At 52.5% G+C, this 24288-nt stretch carries 20 protein-coding genes; 17 read left to right on the forward strand and 3 right to left on the reverse strand.

Going from position 1 to position 24288, the window contains the following annotated elements; genetic code table 11:
• Nucleotides 1-68: 68 nt before the first annotated feature.
• A complete protein-coding gene (locus OXH16_15670; protein ID MCY3682839.1) occupies nucleotides 69-1187 on the forward strand; it encodes a DNA cytosine methyltransferase in 1119 nt (372 codons plus the stop codon).
• Here OXH16_15670 and OXH16_15675 read toward each other — a convergent pair.
• Both OXH16_15675 and OXH16_15680 read right to left on the reverse strand, forming a co-directional pair.
• Nucleotides 1137-3314, reverse strand: coding sequence for a hypothetical protein (locus OXH16_15675; protein ID MCY3682840.1), 2178 nt, complete (start codon nucleotides 3312-3314; stop codon nucleotides 1137-1139). The genes OXH16_15670 and OXH16_15675 overlap by 51 nt on opposite strands.
• Entirely contained in the window at nucleotides 3311-4939 is a 1629-nt protein-coding gene (locus tag OXH16_15680; protein ID MCY3682841.1) for an ATP-binding protein, read from the reverse strand. The genes OXH16_15675 and OXH16_15680 overlap by 4 nt, the downstream gene beginning before the upstream one ends.
• A 260-nt stretch (nucleotides 4940-5199) precedes the next feature.
• Here OXH16_15680 and OXH16_15685 point away from each other — a divergent pair, with 260 nt between their 5' ends.
• Genes OXH16_15685 through OXH16_15745 form a run of 13 tightly spaced genes read left to right on the forward strand, consistent with a single transcriptional unit; the run spans nucleotide 5200 to nucleotide 19574 of the window.
• Nucleotides 5200-5346 (forward strand): hypothetical protein, encoded by a 147-nt coding sequence (locus OXH16_15685; GenBank protein ID MCY3682842.1) that lies wholly within the window; start codon nucleotides 5200-5202, stop codon nucleotides 5344-5346.
• Nucleotides 5347-5401: 55 nt separating this feature from the next.
• A complete protein-coding gene (locus tag OXH16_15690) occupies nucleotides 5402-6409 on the forward strand; it encodes a zinc-binding dehydrogenase (GenBank protein ID MCY3682843.1) in 1008 nt (335 codons plus the stop codon).
• 3 nt (nucleotides 6410-6412) lie between these two features.
• Nucleotides 6413-7744: an aminotransferase class III-fold pyridoxal phosphate-dependent enzyme gene (locus tag OXH16_15695; GenBank protein ID MCY3682844.1), complete on the forward strand. Its 1332-nt coding sequence runs from the start codon at nucleotides 6413-6415 to the stop codon at nucleotides 7742-7744.
• Between the two features lie 10 nt (nucleotides 7745-7754).
• Nucleotides 7755-10052, forward strand: a complete 2298-nt coding sequence (locus OXH16_15700) for a DUF4962 domain-containing protein (GenBank protein MCY3682845.1) — start codon at nucleotides 7755-7757, stop codon at nucleotides 10050-10052.
• Nucleotides 10053-10086: 34 nt separating this feature from the next.
• Nucleotides 10087-11262 carry a Gfo/Idh/MocA family oxidoreductase gene (locus tag OXH16_15705; protein ID MCY3682846.1) on the forward strand — a complete coding sequence of 392 codons (1176 nt, stop codon included), beginning with the start codon at nucleotides 10087-10089 and terminating at the stop codon, nucleotides 11260-11262.
• 2 nt (nucleotides 11263-11264) lie between these two features.
• The gene (locus OXH16_15710) at nucleotides 11265-12971 is read left to right on the forward strand and encodes a hypothetical protein (protein ID MCY3682847.1); all 1707 of its coding nucleotides are present in this window, start codon (nucleotides 11265-11267) and stop codon (nucleotides 12969-12971) included.
• A gap of 27 nt (nucleotides 12972-12998) precedes the next feature.
• The gene (locus OXH16_15715; GenBank protein MCY3682848.1) at nucleotides 12999-14294 is read left to right on the forward strand and encodes a hypothetical protein; all 1296 of its coding nucleotides are present in this window, start codon (nucleotides 12999-13001) and stop codon (nucleotides 14292-14294) included.
• A gap of 29 nt (nucleotides 14295-14323) precedes the next feature.
• A complete protein-coding gene (locus OXH16_15720; GenBank protein ID MCY3682849.1) occupies nucleotides 14324-15490 on the forward strand; it encodes a mandelate racemase/muconate lactonizing enzyme family protein in 1167 nt (388 codons plus the stop codon).
• Nucleotides 15487-16041, forward strand: coding sequence for a GNAT family N-acetyltransferase (locus OXH16_15725; GenBank protein MCY3682850.1), 555 nt, complete (start codon nucleotides 15487-15489; stop codon nucleotides 16039-16041). Before OXH16_15720 ends, OXH16_15725 begins: the two co-directional genes overlap by 4 nt.
• Nucleotides 16042-16085: 44 nt before the next feature.
• Nucleotides 16086-16958: an amidohydrolase family protein gene (locus OXH16_15730; protein ID MCY3682851.1), complete on the forward strand. Its 873-nt coding sequence runs from the start codon at nucleotides 16086-16088 to the stop codon at nucleotides 16956-16958.
• Between the two features lie 31 nt (nucleotides 16959-16989).
• Nucleotides 16990-18273, forward strand: coding sequence for a DegT/DnrJ/EryC1/StrS family aminotransferase (locus OXH16_15735; protein ID MCY3682852.1), 1284 nt, complete (start codon nucleotides 16990-16992; stop codon nucleotides 18271-18273).
• A 20-nt stretch (nucleotides 18274-18293) separates the two neighbouring features.
• The gene (locus OXH16_15740; GenBank protein MCY3682853.1) at nucleotides 18294-18500 is read left to right on the forward strand and encodes a hypothetical protein; all 207 of its coding nucleotides are present in this window, start codon (nucleotides 18294-18296) and stop codon (nucleotides 18498-18500) included.
• 45 nt (nucleotides 18501-18545) lie between these two features.
• Nucleotides 18546-19574 (forward strand): hypothetical protein, encoded by a 1029-nt coding sequence (locus tag OXH16_15745; protein MCY3682854.1) that lies wholly within the window; start codon nucleotides 18546-18548, stop codon nucleotides 19572-19574.
• Between the two features lie 24 nt (nucleotides 19575-19598).
• Here the strand turns inward: OXH16_15745 and OXH16_15750 are convergent, their stop codons facing one another.
• Entirely contained in the window at nucleotides 19599-20225 is a 627-nt protein-coding gene (locus OXH16_15750; protein MCY3682855.1) for a DUF3137 domain-containing protein, read from the reverse strand.
• A 347-nt stretch (nucleotides 20226-20572) separates the two neighbouring features.
• On the opposite strand from OXH16_15750, the gene OXH16_15755 reads away from it, so the two are divergent.
• The 3 genes from OXH16_15755 to OXH16_15765 all read left to right on the forward strand — a co-directional run.
• Nucleotides 20573-22141, forward strand: coding sequence for a sulfatase-like hydrolase/transferase (locus OXH16_15755; GenBank protein ID MCY3682856.1), 1569 nt, complete (start codon nucleotides 20573-20575; stop codon nucleotides 22139-22141).
• Between the two features lie 32 nt (nucleotides 22142-22173).
• Nucleotides 22174-23490, forward strand: coding sequence for a YHYH protein (locus tag OXH16_15760; protein MCY3682857.1), 1317 nt, complete (start codon nucleotides 22174-22176; stop codon nucleotides 23488-23490).
• Nucleotides 23491-23538: 48 nt separating this feature from the next.
• Nucleotides 23539-24288: hypothetical protein (locus tag OXH16_15765; GenBank protein ID MCY3682858.1), on the forward strand; the 750-nt coding region annotated here is incomplete at its 3' end.

Raw genomic sequence — 24288 nt, forward strand, 5'->3', positions numbered from 1 at the left:
GAATAATGATGTCAGATCTCAAGATAGCAGAGCTTTTCGCTGGAATGGGGGGCGTAACGGGAGGGTTTATGGATGCTGGTGGATTCGATCCTGTGTTCTTGAATGATGTTGATCCCTCAGCGCGTAATGCATTCGTCCAAAATTTTCCAAATCTGAAGGATCGGTACCAACTCAACCGAGTTGAGAACCTGACTGGGAATGTAATCCTCGATTTTGCAGGTGGACAAATTGACGGGCTTCTAGGTTGTCCCCCTTGCCAGGGATTGAGCCAAGTAGGGCCACGAAGAAAACATGATCATCGAAACGCGTTGTTGTTTGAAATGCACCGCCTGGTCTGGAGCATCTCTCCCAAATTCTTCGTAATGGAAAACGTTCCTCGTCTTTTGAACACTTCCTACTTTCAGAATTTCGAAGAATCGATTTCGCGCCGTTATAAACTACATGCAGAGATCATTAACGCAGCGGAATATGGAATCCCACAACTTCGACGCAGAGCAGTTGTCATCGGTTTTCGAAAGCATCTTGACATAGAGCCGTCGCTCCCAGAACCCACTCATGGGGGAGATGGCCGAGTATTCAATTATAGCACCGGAACCTTCATCAAATCCGAAAGCCAAACTGGACGTAAAGTTCTTATGCTGAGGCCAAAGGTTTCATTAGGCGAACAGCCGCTTGTCAGACTGCAAGATGCTCTTGGAGATTTGCCCTCGGATGTAACACCAGAGCAGGATACTTGGGATTATGAAACCCCACCCACAACGACCTATCAGCAGGTCATGCGTTCATGCAGTGATGCCCAAGTTACGAATCATCGCCCTTGGCTCCACCGACAGAAAATGATAGACCGACTTAAGACCATAGCTGCTGGCCATTGTCCGATTGAGTATGGAAACGGGTTTCGCAACGCGACTTATTTTTCTCAAGCTTACGCCCGCCTCCATCCTTTTGGACTTGCTAGAACAATTACGACCAATTTTCACAACCCCGGCAGCGGGCGTTTTACTCACTACGCCGCGCACAGAGCACTCACGGTAAGGGAAGCATTGCGCATACAGGGCTTTCCAGATAAGCTTACCTTCAACGCAGACATCCCCTACAAAGATGCCGAACGTCTCGTCGGCAATGCCTTTCCCCGCTTATTGGCTGCCGCCATTGGGCGTCATATCCGTTCCCTCATTTCCAGTTGATTCTTCCTGATCTTTTATCTCATCCTTTCCTTCAGGAGTATCCAAGAGATGATGTTTCATATTGTCCAAATATGCCCGGACAGGAACTGGATCTATATCTACCTTTGGAACAGGGAGTCCACGTATCGCCTTTAATTGACTCAGTCGCATGGCTATAGATTGACGCAATTCGGATTCCAGTTTATGCCCGAGTGATTTGCATTTTTCATGCGCTTCATAAACCACATAGGGTACAAGACGGTGCAGTTTGCGTTGTGTCATGAAATTGTGCTCTCGATCAAGAGACCATTTTGAAAGATGAACTCCAGTTATGATACGTTCGACAGATCGACGGATCCGTTGCTCTCGAACATCGGGCGTAAGGCGACGCAAGGCATCAAGAAATTCAAATCGTGGGAAGCTGATTTGGGGCTCTCCACCTGGTTTACCGAAATAGAAGACGGCATAGTCGGCCTCCATACACATGCGAACATAAGGATCATCTTCAAGATCCTGACCAATTAACCAAGATGGCGTCCCGCCGACTGCTTGATATTCTCGATACTGGTCCTCTTGCTTTCTTGTAAAATAATCCAGCCAACCCTCCGATTCTATCCTCATAAATCTCAAGCTTGAGTCCAATGCTGAAAACGGCCGAACGATGGCGCAGGTTCGGTAGTATTCTCTTTCTCCTATTTCAGGCAATGAGGTGAGAAGACGGGTGACGGCGACTGAATCCGTCACTAATGATACCTTGCTCAAATCCCAATTGGGATCAATGTGCCGTTTAATATACCAGTTGAGAATACGCGAAAACGTCCTTAACTGCGTCATTTTGACTGCGCCTGCGTAGATGCGATTCTCGGAATCCATAACGGATCTGAGAATGTTGTAGCTCAACGCAATGCCCTCGCGCACCACTCCGCCGTAAGATGATTGATTGCAGTAATGCTGGAATTCACGCTCTTGTGGCGTCACTGTTCCATCTCGGATTAGGATATTTGGCTTAGGGAGAAGCCCTGTATCCTGGCTGCCAGGTGTCTCACCGTAAGCTCTAGCCACGCCTGTGATAAGCCGTTCATCAACGCGAAATTGGACGACATCCAAAGCGGCTTTTTTCATATGTTCAAATTGGCTATCTGTCAAATCGTCATACCACGGCCGTGAAATGATCATTCCGTGGTTGTGTGGGTCTTCCAACGCCGACCGAGTCATTGGTACGCCATGATAGGGTGACGGCGGCGTATGAGGGTAGTCTGCGGGAAAATCCATATAGGCGATGCTGTTGTTGAAGGTGAGCATCAGCCTGCCCTGTTCTTCCACCCACTGAGGAGCTGGAACTCCGCGTACATAACCGGCATGGGTGCTTCCATCGGTGCCAGCGACGATCAATGTGCTCCTTGTGGGACCATTGGCATCGATTTCCACTCGTTCTATAAAGCTTTCTCCAAATACATGCTCGGCGATAGCGGCTTGGACCGCCGACCAATCAGGCGGTCTAAATGCTTCGCCACGTTCGAGTTGGTCAAACATTTGGAAATTCCAAATCGTTGCACTGATGCCCAACTCCCCGTTAACGAAATGCCTGAGTTCATCAAACTGTCTTCGCGTATCATTGAGATGCACTAAGTCCTCAACCTCGGGATCTTGGATGATGCCCACATTATCTTCGATTTCTTCGGCACGGTCCCGGAGCATACGCAAGATTAGATCGCGTGGGTCTTCTTTGAGCAGTCGCACTGCAGCTTGGCCCAAAACCTCTTCAGCGCGTTTCTCATAGTAATCTACGGCGTCGATATAGTGTGCCAGTGCATCTGAAACAGATAGTTCCCACAATGCAGTGTTAATGTCAGTAAGCGTATAAGTCGTAAACTCAGAAAGTTGGTCGGCGGCTCGATAGAGCGCGGCTCCGTCGGGGGAGAAACCGTCTTCTTCGACTTGACCTTGTCGCACCAGTTTGGCGAGGGTCCGATGATAGGTTGGTAACGATGCTGTATCTTCAAGGCCGCTTTGTTCTAGATCATTGCTTGATGGGCGTTTGGCGCGTTCCCAAATCGCTCTGATTGTCCGGTTTTGTCCGTCGGAATGTCGCCTGAGGAAGTCCACAATCCATATGCAACGGTCATGAATGCTGATTTTCGAACTCATGAATTGTCTCCTTCACAGCCTTTTTTGAAATCATCCAACGACTTTCGTCCATCCCATCCCTTACGAGCGAGATCTGAAAAGATATCGGGAGTTTGACCACCTACTTGGGTTTTGCGTTTGCGAATGTCGATGACTACGGCATGTTTCACTGTCTCTGAGACACCCGTCACCAGACACGTCCCTCGTGGCAACTTGGGCAATTGGCGAATCACTCCTTCAGGTGCATCTGCAAATACGCCCCGCAGAGAATCAAGTTGATCAGGTTCAATAGCGAAGATCAGTCGGGTGAGCAACCGCTTGAGGATAGCCCGATCCATATCAGCCGGACTCTGAGTAGTCAATATAAGACCAATGCGATAATGGCGACCAATACGGGCGATTTCGCGCAGCACTTGGGTAGTAACTACGTCCTCATTGTTCGGCGCAATAAGGTGTGCCTCATCAATAGACAGCACCACAAATGGAATCTTCCGGGCCTTCGCCAGCCGCTGGATGTCGCGTGCGACGGAGGCGGCGATCAAGCGAAGTTCAGATACTAGGCGACCTGTACAGTCGATATTGATGATTTTACCTGGTCGAAGTTGCTGTTCCCATGCGAATGGGTTTCCAATAAAATCGATGTATTGAAGGCTACGAGCACGTTGGATCGCTGGCAGTAATGTGTTGGGGCTGTCCATTTTGAGTTCAGGTGCCACTTCTTCGATGCGTCGAATTAGATCGCCAACGCCAAAATGTTCACCTCTGGCGAGGACTTTTTGCACCAGCAGACTATTGTGCGCATAGGCGATAAGCGTCGCAATGTTCGTAGATTTATTGATGCCGGGAATCGCATCCAGTACATCTTCAGACTCTAGGGCACTCAAAGGTAGCGAGAAATACCCACCTGGTCTCACATTGAGCCCTCCGAGGTCTTCCGTCGCACCTACCATTTCGCCCATCGGGTCAATATTGATCTGGGGCACGCCATGCATAGCCAGTTCTTCGGCGACGACGCCACGTGCATACGATTTACCTCGGCCAATACCTCCAGCGATAAACATATGTGTCTGCACAATGTCTCGTTGAAGCAATGCAGTGATCCCAGCGAGTCCATGCACTTTGCCGAGGTCTATACCTGTCTCAAGTGATGGAGCAAAACTCAAGGCCTCGGCAATGAATTCCGGTGGAACTTCGACAACAGGCCATCCTGAAAGTGGTAATGTTTCCACACTTTCGATCCTATTTAGCGAACCATCTGAATTAACAATCGCTTCCTCAAGAAGCTCAGCTTCAGCGACGCGATAAATAACTGTGCTACGGCCTTCAGGAGCATAACGTGTCTCAAAAGGAATGACATCCGCGACTGTTGAGCTTTCAGCGTCTTCATGGGGGTTGTGCTCCTGCATCTGTTCAACCCGAATAAGTGTTAAGATTCGCTCACCCGATGGCCGATGCCCTCGTACGCCAACGATCCTACCAACACCGGTATGCATCCCAGGTTGGATACGAAATATGACCTGATCCATATTAGGAGTCGTTCCCTCAGAAACGATTCGTCCAAGCACTGGTTCATTGGGGTCGACATCGGTGCCAACCAGAGGCAATTGATCGCGACCTTGAACGGTTGGGGTCTGAGTAGTTGTCATGGTGATACCTCCCAAAAAAGAATTTGTAAGCTACATTTGTTTTGCATTTTGCATTTTTTAGAAACGCTGAATGAAGAATAAGAATTTAAATTGCTTTTGTCAAGGGCGGTTTTTACTCCGTGGTTAACTTTTTGCGTTCCGTTCTCCTTGACAACTCCTCTTGAACATCGTAGATAAAGTCGAAGAATAGAGAATTTCAGATGGATCAAATGATGGCAAAAGGGCAGGTTGAAATTGATAAAAAAGGTAAGGAGAACCCAATGGAGCACATTTTTCCGATGACACTAACCGTCCTGTATTTGGCTAGCCTTGTTTTTTTAGTCTATATGGTCCTGAGATTTGTTCGCAGTATCGAAAGCATAGCCGATAGCATAAAACGCATCGCCGACACACGAGAATCGCTGTAAAGGGTGCTTTTATACTCGTTTCGACAATATTCCTAATCGAAAATGGTGAAAACCTATGAAAAAAGCCATACTCCACGGTCCGCGGGACCTTCGCATTGAAGAGCACCCGCTTGATACAAGCGCGCTTGGTGCTGATGAGGTCTGGGTTGAAACGCAGATCAGCGCGTTTAAAATTGGAACAGATCGGGGCAATTTTGAAGGCGCAGATCGCGTACCGGGTGCGCCGGACTATCCGCGATTCGTTGGCGATAGCAATCTGGGTATTGTTCGCGGGATTGGTACGGAGGTCACGCGTTTTGAGGTTGGCGATCGCGTTGTGGCGACTCAGCCTCACCAATCTGAATACATCATAAGCCAGTTTGGTGATATTTTCAAAATACCCCCTGATGCCGATGATGAAGATGCTGTGTATGCACACCTCTATGCGCTCAGCGCACATTGTTACCACAAAGCATTATTTAGACCCGGCGAAAATGTCGCCGTTGTTGGTCTGGGTGTTCTCGGCCTGGGGGCAGTCGCTTTAGGTCCTCTGTTTGGTGCCCGCGTCGTTGGGCTTGGAAATAGTTCCATCAGGTTAGATATGGCAAAACAAATGGGTGCTCATGCGGCTTATTTATCAGACGATCCAGACCTCGAAGAGAAACTCGACGCTTTTACAAATGGAAGAGGCATTGATCTGGTTATTCTGACGGCGAATCCCTGGCCGGCTTTCAAAACATCTGTTGAAATTGTGCGGCAAAATGGCCGGGTCTCTATCGTCAGTCTTCTGGGGCGGGGTGAACCTCCGCTTGATTTTAACCCTCTGGCAATGGAGTGGTTTTACGCCAAGGGGATATCTCTGGTTGCCGTGCATGGAGAGGATGCCCAATTATATCCGCATGCCGATACATCGGGTCATTTGGGTCATTGCGATCACGTTCTTTCTCTTATGGGAGAAAAAAAACTTCAGCCCAGCCGTCTTATTACGCACCGTTTGCATTACACGGAAATGGTCCAGGCTTATGAAATGGCCTATGTGCGTGAAAAATCCATGCTGGGTGTCATTTTTAATTGGCGGGAATAGGCTATGTTACACGATGTCACGAGATCTTTAGAGCTTTATAAAAAAGCGGGAGAACGCATTCCGGGTTGGACACAACTCATCAGCCGAAGGGCTGACCGGGTTGCAAATGGCGTTAGTCCTCTCTATGTCGCGCGATCAAAAGGCGCGCGATTTGTCGATGTTGATGGCAACGAGTATATCGATTGGATCCGCGCTTTGGGGGCTATTATTTTGGGATATGCAGATCCCGTTGTCGATGGCGCTGTTAAAAAACAGATTGATCTGGGTAGCCTGCATTCCATGAATAGTGCGCTCGAAATTGAGCTTGCAGATGAGTTGATCAATACCATACCGAGTGCTGAAATGGTGCGCTATACAAAAGGGGGAGGGGAAGCCTGTGCGGTGGCGGCTCGCATCGCTCGGGGTACGACCAATCGAGATGTCATTCTTTTTTGCGGTTATCACGGGTGGCACGATTGGTATCAATCGGCAAATTATCTCGTCGATCCCGAGAGTGGAGAATATCCCTTTGCCGGTATTGAGCCGATTGGCGTACCGCGTGCGCTGGCGGGAACGGCGATTCCATTTACCTATGGCGATCTCGACATGCTCGGCCGTTTACTGAACGAATATCAGGGCGAGGTTGCCGCTGTTATGATGGAGCCAGCTCGGTCTGAGTACCCCGAAGAGGGGTATCTCGAAGGGGTCAAAGAACTCGCTCGCAGGCACGGCGCTTTGCTCATCTTCGACGAAGTCTCCTGCGGTTGGCGCGAGTCTCTTGGCGGTATGCAGAAGTATTTGGGTGTTACGCCAGATATTACGGTGATTGCCAAAGGCATGTCCAATGGGTATCCGATGGGGGCTGTTGTTGGATCGCGCGAGGCGATGGAACCCGCTAAAGCGATGTTTATTTCCAGTTCGTATTGGAGTGACAATATCGGTCCTGTTGCATCACTTACGACCATCCGCGAACTCAAAAGGCGCAATAGCGAGGCACACCTGGCCGAAATGGGTCAAAAAGTGGCGGGGGCAATTGACGAAGCCGTCTCGTCTGCTGGTCTTTCGGGATCGTGTAAGGGATTTCCCGCAACGCCTAATCTGGTGCTCGATTTGCCCGATGAAGCATTGCACGGCAAGGTCCAGACGCTTTTTATTCAGGAGATGGCTCGCCGGGGTGTGCATTGTTACATGGGCTTTGGGCCTACGCTTGCACATACCGAAGAGGATGTGCGTATTACTGCTGATGCGGTTGAAGCCTCTTTGCGCGTCGTAAAGCAGGGGCTTGAAAATGATTCTATCGACGATCTGCTCATTTGCGATCTGCACTCGGAACCCTTCCGCCGGATTGTTCGATAAAGGAGAAAAAATGGCATTGACAATTGACGAAAGGCCCGCACAGCCAGGGGAATGGGGATTTAGACCGGAAAATGTGACGACTGAAGAAACGCCACCTGCATTTGTGTGGTGCCCACAGGAGAATGCTGCGAGCTATGATATCCAGTGTGCGCGGGTCGCGGATTTTTCAGAGATCGCGTACGAGGTGAGGGGATTGACATATACGGTTCACCGCCCAGCGGAGGTGTTTGAGTCGGGGCAGTGGTACTGGCGGTTCCGATTTGTCGATAGGGGAGGAAAGGTGTCGGATTGGAGTTCGGGACGCGCTTTTGTAATTGACCAGAATGCAAATGCATTGCTTTTGCCCAAACGCAGTGAATTGATTGGGCGCATCCCAAAGAGCCATCCGCGCCTGTTTGTGCGTCCAGAGGATTTGGATGGCTTGCGCGCACGGGCACGGGGAGACCTGAAACCGATTTACGACGATCTGGTCGCAACATGCGAAGATATTTTGGCTGATATGCCATCTACGAAAGAACCACCCCTGTATCCCGAGGGGACTGTTGTTCTGAGTGAGGAATGGCGGGAGATCTGGTGGGGAAATCGAATGTACACAATCCGCGTGTTAAACAGCGCGGCGACGCTGGCTTTTACGCGGCTTTTGGGTGGGCAAGATCACTATGGTGAGAAGGCGAAAGAACTGCTGCTGGCGTGTGCCCAATGGGATCCCCTGGGGGCGACGGGTTATCGATATAATGATGAAGCGGGTATGCCCTACAACTACTATTTTTGTCGCACTTATACGTTTGTGAACGATTTGTTGAGCGAAGAAGAGCGCGATGTATGCCGGGCGGTGATGAAGGTACAGGGGCAGGAGATGTACGATCATCTGGCGACTGAGATGCGCTATTTGTGGCATCCTTATGGCAGTCATGCTGGTCGCGCCTGGCATTTTTTGGGTGAGATTGGCGTGGCGTTTTTGGATGAGATTCCCGAGGCGGAGGAGTGGGTGTGGTTCGCTATGAATGTGTTTGGCGCCGTGTATCCCGCGTGGTGCGATGAGGATGGTGGTTGGCACCAGGGATTGCAATACTGGGCGAGTTATGTTCAGCGCTTTACGTGGTGGGCGGATATCATGCAGGCGGCAATGGGGATTGATGCGTACTGCAAACCGTATTTTGCACGCGCTGGCGATTTTCCGATGTATTTTCAGCCTCCCGGTACGCGAGGGGGTGGCATAGGCGATTTGACGACGATGAGAACGTCGGATCAGAATTGCGATTTGATGCGCACGCTGGCGGCTCAGGCGCGCAATCCATACTGGCAGTGGTATGTGGATATGCACCCTGAGAAAGTGAAAGAGGAGACGAGAGAGCGTCGGTTGGATGCCGTGGGTGCTGGTCAGTCGCTCTATATCGATTTTGTGCGGGGTGCGTTGCCAGAAGTGCATGCAAAAGCACCGGTGAGTTTGCCTTCCTCAAAATGTTTTCGCGGCACGGGGTTGGTGGCGATGAATTCAGATTTGAGGGATGGGAAAAACAATGTGTCGGTCATTTTTAAAAGCAGTCCATTGGGATCACAGAGTCACGGGTTTGACGCGCAAAATTCGTTTTCGCTATTTGCTTTTGGCGAGCGTTTATTGATCCACACAGGGGAGCGCGATATTCACGGCAGCGACCACCACAAGAATTGGATGCACCATACAAAGTCGGTCAATTGCATTGGTGTAAATGGCGAGAGTCAGTTGCGCAACCAGGCTGCGGCAATGGGTGAAATTCTGGATTTTCAAACGTCGGATGTATTTGATTATGTGGTTGGCGAAGCCGCCCCGGCCTATGGGGGAAAGCTGAAAAAATTTATGCGGCATATTTTGTTTGCCAAACCCGATGCGGTGGTGATTTACGATACGGTGGTGGCACCTGAGGCTTCGATATTTCAGTATTATTTGCACGCTGAAACGGAGATGGATATCGAGGGACAGACGCTAAAAATCACAACGGGTGGCGCGGGCTGTGTGGTGTCTCTGCTACGTCCAAAAAATTTGAAAATCAGTCAGACCGATCAGTTTGATCCTCCGCCGAGGGAACGCGTTCAACTCAGAGAGTATCACGTGACGGCTGAGACGACGATACCTCAGGAAGAGGCCACATTTATCGCGGTATTGCGACCGCACAGGACGGGGGATGTGCCCGAAGGCGATCCGGTTCTGATGGATGATGGAACGCTGATGGTGCCGTTGTCCGATGGGGAGTTGAAGGTTTGGGTGGGTGAGACATTGCGCGCGGAGAAAAGTGATCAAAGCGGTGCTGTGCTGGCAACATTGTGTTGAGCCTCGCAGACCTCTGTGTAGAAGAGGGTGAGAGATGGATGAAATACGCATTGGCATTGCCGGGTTGGGCCGTCGTTCCCAGCACTGGATCCGTACCTTGCTAAAGATACCGGGCTACCGCATTACGGCACTCTGCGACTGGATTGAACCGCTGCACGAGCGGGCGCTATCTCTGATCGATTACCGGAACGATGTCGTGGTGTTCAGCGACTACGAGGATTTTCTGGCCTATGAGGGTATGGACGCGGTCGGTCTGGTCGTCCGCAGGAAGGATCAGGGGGCGATGGCGGCGCAGGCTCTGGAGGCGGGAAAGCATGTGAATATGGAGGTGCCCGCTGCACATACAATGGAGGACTGCTGGCGGATTGTGACTGCGGCGGAGCGCACGGGGCGGGTTTATCAGCTTGCTGAACAGACGCGTTATTGGGGGTTTGTCGATGCCTGGCGGGACATGGTAGCAGAGGGACGATTGGGACAGGTTACCTATTGCGAGGGGCAGTATATTGGCTATTACGGCACGCGCCAGTTTTTTCAGGATTATAAGACAGGCGAGCAGTACAGCGTGGAAGAGCTTTCGGCGCACCCGGATGCAGAGCCTACGTGGCTGCATGTGATGCCGCCGATTCACTATCTTCCGCACGAGTTGAGTCCGATGCTGAAAGTTCTGGATGATCGGGTCGTCGAGGTAACGGCGATGAGTACCGGGTCGCCCAGCTATTCGCATCCAGAGATCGATCAACCAGATATTCAGGTCGCATTGATGAAGACGGAGAAGGACAGGCTGTTGCGGATGGCGACCGGATTTACACAGAAAATTCCGAGCCGCAGAGGACATCACTGGTATCAGATCATCGGGACGAGAGGGTGCGTGGAGTGGAAGCGATCGGAAGAGGGACGTCCCCTGATGTGGCTGGCGGATTCCCAGATGCACGATCTGGCTGAAGTAGATTGGAAGTTCGAGCGTACGGATGCGCCTTTAGAAGCGCAAGGCAGCGGTCACGGGGATGCAGACTATTACGTCCACACCGCTTTTTGGAATGCCGTTGTTGGAAATAAACCTCTGGAATTCGATGTTTACAGGGCAATGGAGACGGCGGCACCTGCGGTTCTGGCTGCGGAGTCCATTGCCCGGGGAACCGAGTTGATGAAAGTTCCCGTTTTTCGTCCGAATGAGATGCGATCTTCCGGGCAGATGCCAGAAGGAGTCTGAGCATGCGTGTCGGCATCTTATCTGACGGACCAGATCTTTCGTCTTACCTCGCAGAGATGTTCAATACGTGGGGATTGGTCCTGTACGAGATGGTGGGACCGGATCGGATTTCGAAATTGGATCCCGAAGATATGCCAGTGGTGGTTTGCCCTGCGTCTCAAGGTAGTCATCCTCTGGTTGATTACGCGCGCCGGGGTGGAACGGTGATTTGCTTTCTTCCCGAAGGTCCTCTGGCCGAGGCAGCCGGGCTTGTGTATGAGGGGGAAAAGGAAACGCCACTGCGGCTGCGCGTTACCGCGTACCCGGCTGCGGGCATGGCGGGAGAGCGATTTCCAATTGTGGGTCGTGCGAAGAATTACAGCCCTGCACCTGAGGTTCAGGTGTTGGGCTATTTTTCATATACAGACCGCTATAAAGGAGAAAGTGTCGGGATTACAGAAACTGTGGTCGGGCGAGGGAGGATCGTGGCGTTCGCGTTTGATCTGGCTCTTTGTGTCCTGTTGCTGCGGCAGGGCGATCCGAACCGCGCCGAGGTGATTCCCGAGGGTACCGGATGCGCTCGTCCGTCCAGCATGGCGATCGATATCGGGCCTCTGGACTCTGGCTGGGTCCCCTTTGCCGATCTGCTTTCCAGACTACTTGTAGATACGGTGCGGCGCTATCTGCCGGGTCCTGTGCCGCTCCTGTCGCATCTGCCGGGGACAGCACCCGGCATCCTCCTTTATTCCGGTGATGAAGATAATGCGGATGTGGCGAGCAATAATGCGGAATTCGAGTGTGTGGCAGCCGCAGGCGGGCGCATGAATCTCTACATTATTCCGAACCGGACCCAATCTGCGGTGCCGGACGTGGAGAGGTACCGCGTTCAGCACGATGTGGGACCGCATCCGAATCTCCGACCGCTGGACGGGTGCTCTATATCAGAACGTCTAACAGAGTTCGAGCGACAGATCCGGATGTTTCAGGATCGGTTTGATACGCCCGCGCGGTCCCTGCGGAATCACTGCACAGCATGGGCCGGATATCTGGAACCGGTTGAGGTCATGGAGAAAATGGGCGTGGGTATGGATGGGAATTATTTTTCCGGGACCTATGGATACAGCCGTGAAGATGCACCGTATGCTGCGTTTGGAGGCGCTATGCCGATGCGTTTCTGCTGGCCAGATGGCCGGGTGCTCAATGTCTTCCAGCAGCATACGCAGCTTGCAGACGATATTATGTTCGGGACAGCAGATTATTCCTACCGGCTATCTCCGCAGGTTTTTGCCGCTATGCTGGACCGGATTTTCGCGGATATCGAGACCCGCTTTCACACGCCCTATGGCGTGTGCATCCACCCCGGCAACTGGGTGAGGTTTTCGCGGCCGCAAGGACGGGAATTGCTTCGCCAGGCGAACGAGAGGCGATTCCCTATCTGGTCTTTCGACCAGTGGCTGGCGTTTTGGGAGGTGCGCGATACGTGGCGGTTCAACGGGATGGCCCGGCAGGGATGCAGATTGCAATTTGCGATTGAGGGAGAAAGATCACACGACGCGCTCTGTCTTGCGATTCCAATGAGAGACTTGGAGACATCTCTTGTCGAAATCAAACTGGACGGGGTGCGTGCAGAGTGGCAGACGGTCCGCCGATACGGGGAAGACCTCGCGCTTGTGCCTGTACCGGTTGGGGCAAGGGCTATATCGGTTAGTGTTATGTATGGAAGCGTATGAAGTCCTGTTACTGAAGGAGGAAATCACATGCGTTTTGGAATTGGCCGCAGGGATATTACCCCGCCGCTTTACACGCACATGCACGGGTACGCAGCAAGGCGAGATACGAACGATGGGGTGAACGATCCCCTGACATTTACAGCGATTGTGATGGAGGAGGGAGGCCGGCGCGCACTATTGGGTGCTGCGGACATTTGCACATTTCCGAATGACGGGAGCGTGCTTGACTTTCTGAAGCAAGTTGGGAAAGCGATTGGATGTCCGGCGGCCAACGTGATGCTCAATGCCTCGCACACCCATGGAGGACCGAGGATACCGGGTTCTTCTCGGTATTGGAGAGACTTTCCTTCGCGAACAGTAGAGGATTACAGAGATCAGCTCTACGCGCAGGTACTGGAGGCCGCCCGCGAGGCTGCGGATAATCTGATGGAAGGGAGCCTCTGGTATGGGGAGGGGAAGACGCGGCTGCCGATGAATCGGCGTCCGGAGCGGGATGGCCGGGTTGTGAATGCGCCGAATCCGGACGGACCGGTGGACGATCGGATGCAGCTTCTGCTTTTCAGAAAGGCCACGGGAGAAGCGGCGGCGGTCGGGGTCAAGGTATCCTGCCATCCAGTTGCCACAGGTGCGCAACATTTGATCACAGCAGATTGGCCGGGGGCATGGCGTGCGGCGTTTTCCAATGTGTTTGGTCCTGATGTGATCCCGTTTTTCCTGCAAGGGGCGGGTGCAGATGCACGCCCTCGACATGTGGCCGAAGGAGACCACTGGCGGGCGATGAAGCACGCCGAACTCGCTAAGATTGGCGATGAACTGCTGGCTGAGACCCTGGCGATCCTCACAGGAATGAATCTCCGTCCGATAGATAATCTGACGCTGCAAGGGAAGATTAACGTTGTGCAGGCTCCATGTGAGAAGCAATATACTACTCGCGAACAACTCGAATCTTTGAAGGGTGAAGGCGGACTTCTGCAGCAGTATGCGAAAGCGGGTCTGGAGCGTCTGGATATGGGAGAAGAGATTCCTGATCAGGTGGCGTTTCAGGTTCAGACGCTGTGGTTGAACCGGGATCTGGCTTTGATCGGTCTGGATGTAGAGCCGCTTTGTGGCCTGGCGAGGACAGTTGAGGAGATAGTTGCGCCAGCGCAGGCGGTTCTTCTGGGATATACGAATGGCTGTGTTGGTTATACCCCTGATACAGAGGAGATGAAGCGCGGGGGGTACGAGACCGGTAGCTATCTGCCCAAGTTATGGTCCGGGCCATTGAAGCCGGGTCTTGAAGATCTGTTTGCGAGTGCTGTTGTTCTCCATGCGGGAAATTAGAAATCTGTGTCAGATAGGAGAAATGACCGATGAAGATCACTGAGGTGGAACCCATCCTGCTCACGGTTGATATGCCGGAAGAGCATCCTTTGCGATGGTCGGGAGGAGAAACAGACAGCGTAAACTGCGCGCTGGTGCGGGTGCATACCGACGAAGGCGTCACCGGTCTGGGAGATTGCTACGGGTCCGGGTTTGTCGCGGGTGAGGCCACGGCTGAATTATTTCGTCTGTTCGGGCAGTTTCTCCAGGGCAAAGATCCGAGAGATGTGGCCGGGTGTTACGAGATGATGTACCGCCGCATTCTGTACTGGGGTCGGTCCGGGTTGGCGGTGGCAGCGGCCAGTGCGGTCGAGAACGCCCTGTGGGATATTGCGGGGAAAGCGGCCAGCGTGCCGGCATATCGCCTGCTGGGAGGGTTGTGCCACGAGAAGCTGCCAATTTATGCCAGCGGGGGCCTGGAGCAGCCTCTGGAGGATCTGAAAGCAGAGATGAGGTCACACCGTGAGGCGGGGTTTCGAGCTGTGAAGATGCGGATTGGCGTGAATCGTGAACACGATCTGGAACGGGTGGCCGCGTGCAGGGAAGTGCTGGGACCTGAGGTGAAGTTGATGGCGGACGCGGTGATGGGACACAATCCGGATCCGTGGACAGCGGCGGAAGCGGTGCGGATAGCAAAGGCTTTGGAGCCTTACGATCTATTCTGGCTGGAGGAGCCTTGTTTTGCTGCGGACTACGAGGGCTATGCCCACGTCCGCCGAAATACCTGTATTCCCATTTCGGGCGGTGAGAGTTCGTGCATGCGGTATGAGTTCAAACATTTTTTTGAGCGGCAGGCATTGGATGTGGCCCAGCCGGATGCGTGCCAGGCAGGGGGCATCTTAGAGTGTATGAAGGTGGCTGCGATGGCTGACGCCTATGGTGTAAAAGTGGCGCCCCACGCCTGGGGGACTTCGATCACGGTCGCAGCCAACCTGGCCTGGGCATTTGTCACGCCCAATACCGTGCTTGCCGAGTATCCGACCTGGCATTTCCCGCTCACAGACGCGCTATTTGTGGAAAAACCGCGGATTGAAGACGGGATGGTTTATCCTCCAACAACGCCTGGACTGGGAGTAGAACTTCCAAAAGAACTGGAAGAAGAGTACCGGTACCGACCAGAAGCATCCAGGCTGGATATGCGGAGAGAAAGAGAATGAAATTCGGTACTGATGAAGGACGCCTGATCGAGCAATGGAGCGTTGATGGCGGGGAATACGTGATGCGCACAGCACGCTGGAGCGATCTGGCATCCTATGGAGCGATGCACCGCGAGCTGTATAAGGAGCAGGTGATGGCGAGTTCCAGGAACGCCGATACCCGGGTCGCAGGAGAAGAACTCGGCAGGAGACTTACGGACATGGCCTGCGGCACAGGTGTGCTGCTGGTCGTGGATACAGATGGGCGGATCGTGGGAGAGGGAACGCTTCAGCACTCTAACGGGGACGGTTCGATTACCCTGGGGCTACTGATTCTCAAAGATTTTCGAGATAAGGGGATCGGCAGGCGGCTGATGGGTGCGTTAGAAAGCGAGGCGCGCCGACTCGGCAAACAGCGGATTGATCTGACGGTTTGGAGTGCCAACGAGCGCGGTTACCACCTCTATACCAGCATGGGCTATCGAGAAATCGGGCGGTTTCCGGATTGGATCCGCTCGGATATTGCGCCGGATGGGACATCAGACCTCGTGTGGATGTTGAAGGATCTGTAGATTTGCAGGATTAGAAAATCGTAGATAAACAAAAAGGGGAGGCAATGTCTAAGAAAGGCTATCGGGTGGACTGCCACACACACCTCTGGCGCTATCCGGGCGAGTTGACCGACGAATTGGCGCGCGAGACTTTTATTATGCGCAATCAAGAGGTGGATCTGGATATTACACCCGATATGCACACGGCAGCCGTGGCAGAGGTGGACTGCGCTATCGTGTTCGGGTTGCGGGCACCGCTGACCGGTTTTTTTACTGTCAATGACACGGTTGCAGATTACGTGCGCGCTCATCCGGAAAAGCTGATCGGTTTCGCTGCGATCTGCCCGACTGAAGACAACGCGCTTGAGGAGGTTGAGCGCGCGGTCAAAGAGCTGGGGTTGCGGGGCCTGAAGATGAGTCCGATCTACGGTGGATGGGATCCATTGGATGCGAATGCGCTGGCCATTTTTGCCAGGGCAGAGGAGTATGGGTTGCCCATTATGTTCCACCAGGGAGCGACTTTTCCGCGCAGGGCACCGCTGAAGTATGCTAATCCCGTTCTGCTGGAGGAGATCGCGCTTCGATTTCCGGATCTGAAGATGATAATCGCCCATCTGGGACATCCCTGGGAGGCGGAGACGATTGTCCTGATTCGGAAGCAGCCAAACGTGTTTTCGGATATTTCGGGTCTGTTCTACCGGCCCTGGCAGTTTTACAATTCGCTGCGGCTGGCGGTGGAATACGGGGTTGTGGATAAACTGCTTTTTGGAACAGATTATCCTGTGGCTACTTTTGAGGAAACAGTGGAAGGGCTGCACCAGGTGGTCCGGCTTTCCCAGGAGATGCGGTTGCCTCCGCTTCCAGAAGACCTGCCGGATCAGATTCTGTACCGCGATACTCTGGGTCTGCTGGGGCTTTCTGGGCCTGCGAGCCGATGATCGCGTTTCAGCATATTGAAAGGAGATGTTGATGGGAAAGCTGGCATTGACGGGTGGTCCTAAGGCGGTAAGGCTCGACAGAAGGAAATTCGCGGTTCCCCCTGTGAGTGAGGAGGCGATTGCAGCGGTGGTGGAACTGATGCGTAAGGGCGAGACTTCCATTTCACCATCGGTTGCCGAGTTCGAGCGCGAGTTCGCCGATTACGTCGGTTGTGAATACGGGCTGGCGCTTACCAGCGGTACGGCGGCGCTTCAAACGGCCCTGTTTGCGGTGGGGGTGGAGCCAGGCGATGAGGTTATTGTTCCTTCCTTCACATTTCTTACCACAGCGACGACTGTGCCAGCTATGGGAGGAGTCACTGTTTTTGCCGATGTAGATCGCGATACGATGACTTTGGACCCCACCGACATTGAGCGGAAGATTACAGAACGGACCCGTGCGATTGTCGTTTGCCACGTCTGGGGTAATCCTGCGGATATGGAATCGATTTTGAAACTGGCACGCCCGCGGGGGATCGCCGTGATTGAGGACTGTTCGCACGCCCACGGGGCGACCTGGCAGGGAGAGAAAGTCGGTTCTGTAGGCGATGTCGGTTGTTTCAGTTGCCAGGGTTCCAAGCTGGTTGCGGCGGGGGAGGGCGGTGTGCTCACGACAAACGACCGCGACCTGTACGAGCGGGCTATCGTGCTGAGCCGTCCGGAAAAGCGCGCCGAAATTCGAGAGGATTCCTGGATAAAACGCTTTGCCTTCACGGGGTTGGGTTTCAAATACCGTCCCCACCCACTGGGCATTGCAATCGCCCGCGAGCAACTTCATCACCTGGATGAGATGAACGAAATCCGAGACCGCAATGGTGCCGTCCTGGACGCCGGGCTGGCAGATGTGGCAGATGTGGTGCCTCAGCGAGTGCTTCCGGGTTGCCGGCGCGTTTACAATAGCCATTGTATGCGGTATGATCCGGATAGGCTCGGAGGTGTTTCGGTCGAGACTTTCCTGCAGGCGCTCTCAGCAGAAGGTGTGAGTATCGGCCGTATGAGATACGGACATTTGCACGGGAATCCGATTTTTACAGAGGGATTTCCCTATGGTACGAAGGGTGCGACATTGAGCGCACAGGGACATGATGCGTCGGATTTTTCAAATGGTCCGCTTCCGGTGACAGAACATCTCAGAGAGTATGCTTTTCGCGCGGCTCCCCGGCTCGAAACAGAATGTCGAGAACTGATCAACCAGTATCTGGATGCCTACCACAAGGTGGCATCGGCCGTTGATGAACTCCTGACGTACGAGAAAGAGCACAGATCAGAGGCTTAGAAGAGACACGGAGGTGTGTTATGACGTTCAAAGAGATAACAAATTCCGCTCCGGCGTTGACGGACGAGACATTTGAGGTGTTGTTCGAAGCCTGCCGGCCCCAAAAGGAACGGTGGACAGATATCCCCTGGATAGGAGGACTGTGGGAGGGGCGACAGAAGGCGGCGCGCGAGGAGAAGCCACTGTTCATCTGGGCGATGAATGGTCATCCTCTGGGGTGTACGTGAAATAACGGGGTTACGGGCCGTGCGCTCGTTTTTTCAGATCCGCGCGTGATCGAGTTTTTGAATGAACTGTTTATCCCGGTGGCCGTGAACAATACCCGATTGCAGCGGCAAACCGATGATGAGGGCCGATTTTTGCGCCTGATCTCCTGGCAGGGAAGATACGGATATTCTTTTGAGGAAGCGCAGGCCAGGTTGGAGGATATCGATCACGGGCTGAATCATCAGGGTTTATATGCAGTGACGACGGAGGGGGAGGTGTTGGGTAGCCGCAACAGGCTATTTCCGGGTGGCAAGCTTCCTGTACATGGTGTGGGTAGCGATCCAGACCAGTTTTTGTGGATGTTGAGACGGGCGCTGGAGAACTGGGAGAACCGCAAGACCCAGCGCGAGACATTGGAAATCGAAGATCTGGCGTATCGGGATCCTGCATTTAGCTGGACGGGGTATCCTGAAGACGGGCTGGTTTTACACCTGAGCGTTCGGGACCTGCCCCGGGAGGTGGATACGCGGCCTTCGGGAATGAAGCGAGAGGCGCACAATCAAGATTACGTCTGGTTCCGACGGGAAGAGGTGCTGGCTATGGTCCCGCCAGATGCGGCTGTGGGCGATGTTATTCCCGTGCCCGAGGGGCTGGTCAGACGGCTGGTGCGTTATCATCTGGCGGATTATGTTCGAGGGGAAACGTCTTCGTGGCCATCTGAGGCGATCCGGGATGCGGCTGTAAAGTTGACCATGACTGAAAAGACGCCGGAATGGGTTGATTTAAGGCTTTCCGGATCCGCGCAGTTGTTCTCGGAGGGGAGTTGGTACGAGGGCGCATGTCGAGAACGGGGGCTGGATGCATCGCTGCTGGGATATCTCCGTTTTGATCGGCAGACGGAACGTTTTGTGCGGTTTGATGTGGTGGCAGTGGGATCGCGATGGGGTGGTACGGACTACAACGTACGGCAGGACGATTTGGAGCCTGCGCCGATCGGGATTGCGATGACGATTGCCGGGCGGGAGGCGAGGGATCGCATAGCACCGCATGCGTGCCAGAGGCGGGGTGGCCTGGAGTGGTATTTTAATGCGTAAAGGCGTGCATTTTGGGCAAGCACCCTATTTTAACGTGACCTGGGGATCGTCCTCATACGCAGAATCTATTTGAACCAGGCGCTCTAAAGTCAGAGCGAACAGGGCGAACAAAGACTTCAGTAACTCTGTCTTTTTGATAACACCGACGCATTCAAAATGCAATTCATCAACGCCTTCGGGAAAATCAGCGCCAAACCAGCCTTCATCGTCTTTGATCTTGAAATGGATATTCGGCTGTTTTGCACATAGTTTCCGTATCCTCGCATCGGCGAGTAACAATTTTATTTTCTCTGGATTATTGCCTTTGATTTCAAACTGTCCGTCAAAAAATGAATCGCCTATTTCTATGTCCCGCCTACCGAAGAATTTTCCAATTGAACTGAAGAATCCTTCGCGCGAGATCTCGAAATAGAGACCATCTTTGTTTATAAATGGCGCGCGCATCCGAGTATAAGTGTATGTCGTTGATACTTGTCCAGTAGAGGTTGAAGTTGTATAAGTATCGAGCAGGATTTGCCACTCACCGTGTTTGTAAGTGAGCACGTCCGTGCCCCAGAATCCACCCTTAATAAACTCACCGCCTATATCTGTAGCAATCTGCGTCCAGATTTCGTCCTTGGATGGACCGAAAGCAGATCTGAGCATACCCATCTTTTCCTCCATGGTTTTGACGCTTGATAATCCTCATAAATCGCGTTCTACTTCAATTCTTTCTCTATCCTCTATCCAGTCCATCCAATTTGCAAGCTGTGAAAGGTATCTTGATACCCTCTCGTTTGAAGAGTGTGTCAGGTGGATATACAATTCCTGGGTTTCATCGAGAAAGCCGGTCCACTGTGGATATGACGCCTTTAGCACCGGTATTGTGTCAACGTCTTTTTAGATTACAAATATATGCAAATCAAGTTTTCAATAGGGATGGGGGAACGCCCGACCAGAGATACATGTCTAATGATACAGGACCGAGGGGATTAACTGACCCACCAGATAGGTGAAAGATGACCAGGTACACGCATAAATCGCCTGCTTCTATTGATCGAAGGGATTTTATTCACCTGGCTGGTCTTGGCGCAATGGGCGCGCTTGTTCTGGGGCTGGATGTTCCTGTTGGCGCGCAAAAACAACCCAATTTTATTTTTATGGTTTCTGACGATCAGGGGTGGGATGGGCTTTCGGTGCAGATGCACGATGCGATTGCCGGTTCAAAGAGCGACTTTTATCAGACCTTCAATCTCGAGAGATTGGCACAGCGGGGCATGCGCTTTTCGGCTGCTTATGCACCTTCGCCCGTTTGTTCGCCAACGCGATGCAGCCTTCAAACGGGCAAGAGTCCGGCACAGAACCACTGGACAAAGGCGTCCCCTATTCTGACCGCCAGAGATGGTCGTAAACTCATCCCACCAATGCATGGCAGAAATCTTTCCAATGATGAGATAACGATTGCAGAAATGTTGAAACAGGCCGGTTATACCACAGCACATTATGGCAAATGGCATCTCGGTGGCGGTGGACCAGGACGTCACGGGTATGACGTACACGATGGGAATACGGGTAACAGGGATGCGGCTCGTCATGTCGATCCCAATCCGGTGGATATTTTTGGCATGTCGCGGCGTGCCAATGCGTTTATGGAAGAGAATACAGAAGCTGGCAAGCCGTTCTTTATTCAGTTGTCTTACTATGCCCTGCACTATCCCCGGAATGCGCTGGAGAGTACGCGGCAGGCATACGAAAATCGACCGAGGGGGCGCGTCCATCGAAATGTCAACCGTGCGGCGATTACTGAAGACCTGGATACGGGGGTGGGTATGATCATGGACCAAGTTGAGAAACTCGGCATTGGTGATCACACGTATCTGATTTACATGTCGGATAATGGGGCTGTTGGAGGCGGTTTGGGTGTGTTGCGCGGATCGAAGGGATCACTGTGGGAGGGTGGTATTCGCGTGCCGTTGATTATCCAGGGACCTGGTATAGAGCCAAATACAGTTTGTCACGAACGCGTGGTCGGTGTTGATCTGTTTCCCACGCTTTGCGAACTGGGCGGTGTAAGTCAGCCGTTGCCATCGGGTATTGAGGGGGGTAGCATTACATCGTTATTATCTGGCGGGTCGGGTGCGGTTGCGAGACCTCGTGAGGAATTGGTCTTTCATTTTCCGCATTATCAAAGTGAGGATGATGGACCGCATTCGGCAATCATGTTGGGGGATTACAAGCTGATCAAGTTTTACGAGACCGATGACGTGCGGTTGTATGATTTGGCCAATGATATTGGTGAGCAGAATGATTTGTCCAAAGATATGGGAGAAGAAGCGATGCGCCTGCGCGAACGGCTCGAACAGTATCTGGAGTCCGTTGACGCTCAGATGCCAGTGCCCAATCCCAATTATACGACAGGCAAGTCAAGCGATTTTAATGGCGATGGGCAAATCGATTTCCAGGATTTTCTCGAATTTGCCAGAGCTTATGGGTCGGAGGAGACTCGGTTTGATCTGGACAATAGCGGGCGTGTGGATTTTGCCGATTTTTTGAGGTTTATACAAGATTTTGGAAGCGCCGGGAATTAACAAATTCAATTGTTTATACAGGAGTTTATCCCATGAAGATTGTCGGATTTGCGATTGTCGCATGTTTGTTAGGCGCTTTGGAAGCGAATGCGTGTAGTGCGGATTTGGATAAGGATGGCGAGGTAGGGTTTTCTGACTTTCTAGTTTTGGCTGCTCAATTCGGTCAAACGTGTCCACCTGAAATGCCGGATACTCTGAGCGCGATATCCGTAGAGGCTGGTTACGGTCGGATTGTTCTTCCGGGTACACAGGTGGATCTTAACGCCACGCTTACCAATGGTTCGGGTGCCCGTGTTGTGTGGCGGCAAGTGCAAGGGACAACGGCGGCGATGAGTTCAACAAATGCGCTCCAGACGACGGTTAGCGTTCCAGTCAATGTCAATCAGGCGGAGACCTTGATGTTTGAAGTGCGTGCGGAGATGGAATCGGGACAACAAGCATCGGATACGGTTTGGATCGAGGTGTACGTACCTGAACAGAATCCAGCCGACCTGACGCTTGTGGCAGATTTTTCGCCGAAAGTTGGTTGGGAGTGCAACCAGGATCCCGTAGAGGTTCCAGAGGTTCAGACCCGTGTTTTGGAGAATACCATCGAATACACTACCAATGGCATTCCCGCCCATGCGACAGGGTTGTTTCCCAATCGGGGCAATCCGAACATGATTTGGTCGGTGCCGCAAACCTGGCGCATTCCCCGCTATCCCGAAAAGACGGACACGCCCACCGAAATGGCTGTATTTGGCATCACGCTCGAGGGCATCAAACTCGAACGCGACACTGCGGAGAGTTATCGCAACCAGCGGCAGTGGAATTACGAGGCGCTGACCCCGGGTATGGCGCGTCGATTGAGCGGCAATGCGCGGTTTGAATGGCTGGGTACAGATTGCAATAACGCGCACGTTCAGCCAACGGGTATTTACCACTACCATGGCGTACCGCGCAGCTTGGTAAATGAAATCACAAGTGGGATGGAGAGTGAGGAGATGGTATTGGTGGGATATGCTGCCGACGGTTTTCCGGTCTATGTCGCCAGCGGACCCAATGCCCCTGAGGGAAGTTGGGAGTTGCGTTCGGGGAAGCGGGAAAGCGGACCCGGGGGAGAATATGACGGTACGTTTCGGGAAGATTGGCAATTTGTCGAGGGATCGGGTGACCTCGACCAGTGCAATGGGCGATTTGGGATTACGCCCGAGTTTCCGGAAGGCATATACCATTACTATCTTACCGATGACTATCCGTACATGCCCCGCTGTGTATGGGGGACGCCAGATCCCTCGTTTCGTCAACGTCGAGCCGGTCGTCCTCCCGGCGGCCCGGGTTTTAGAAGGCGTCCACCGCGTCGTTACTGATCTGGTATTCATAGATTGAACAATATTCGTGTGGAGGAGACAGACATCATGTTCTTAAAATCATTGAAATCAAAATGGGCTTTGGGTGCGGTCTTCGCTTTATTTTGTATTTTTAGCCCAATCGCTTTGAAAGCGTCACTGTCCGATTTTGATGGGAATGGCAAAGTCGATTTTGCCGATTTTTTACTTTTTGTAGCTGTATTTGGGCAATCGGCTGCTGGGCAAAATGCGATTTACGATCTGGACGCAAGTGGAACTGTAGATTTTGGGGATTTTTTAATTTTTGCCAGTGCATTTGGGCAACCCGTCTCTGATACTGTTCGCGGTGTCAGCACTCAGGGTTTTGCAACGCAAACCATTTCCAATCTGCTCGATTGTCCCGGAGGTCGCATAAGTCGTGTGGGGACCATTACATCTGACGATGGCAATGTGTGGATTATGCCTGCCGAGACGCAATACACAACCGCGAGACATGCATCGGATATGTATAACCAATGCACAGGTGTTTTCACTTCCAATAGCAGTGCTCTCAATTTGTCGGTTGTGCCAGTCGTCGAGATCGATCAAGATGGTGAGACGATTACGGGATATATCTTTGCGGACAATTACTTTGAGTTGTATGTGAATGGTACCTTGATTGCTGTTGATGCAGTTCCGTTCACCCCGTTTAATTCGAGCATGGTTCGGTTTAAGGTTAAGCGGCCATTTACGATTGCAATGAAGCTGGTCGATTGGGAAGAGAATTTGGGGCTTGGCACAGAAGCTAATCGCAATGTTTTATATCATCCTGGAGATGGT

The organism is Gemmatimonadota bacterium (genome assembly GCA_026705765.1).
Taxonomy (GTDB): Bacteria; Latescibacterota; UBA2968; order UBA2968; family UBA2968; genus VXRD01.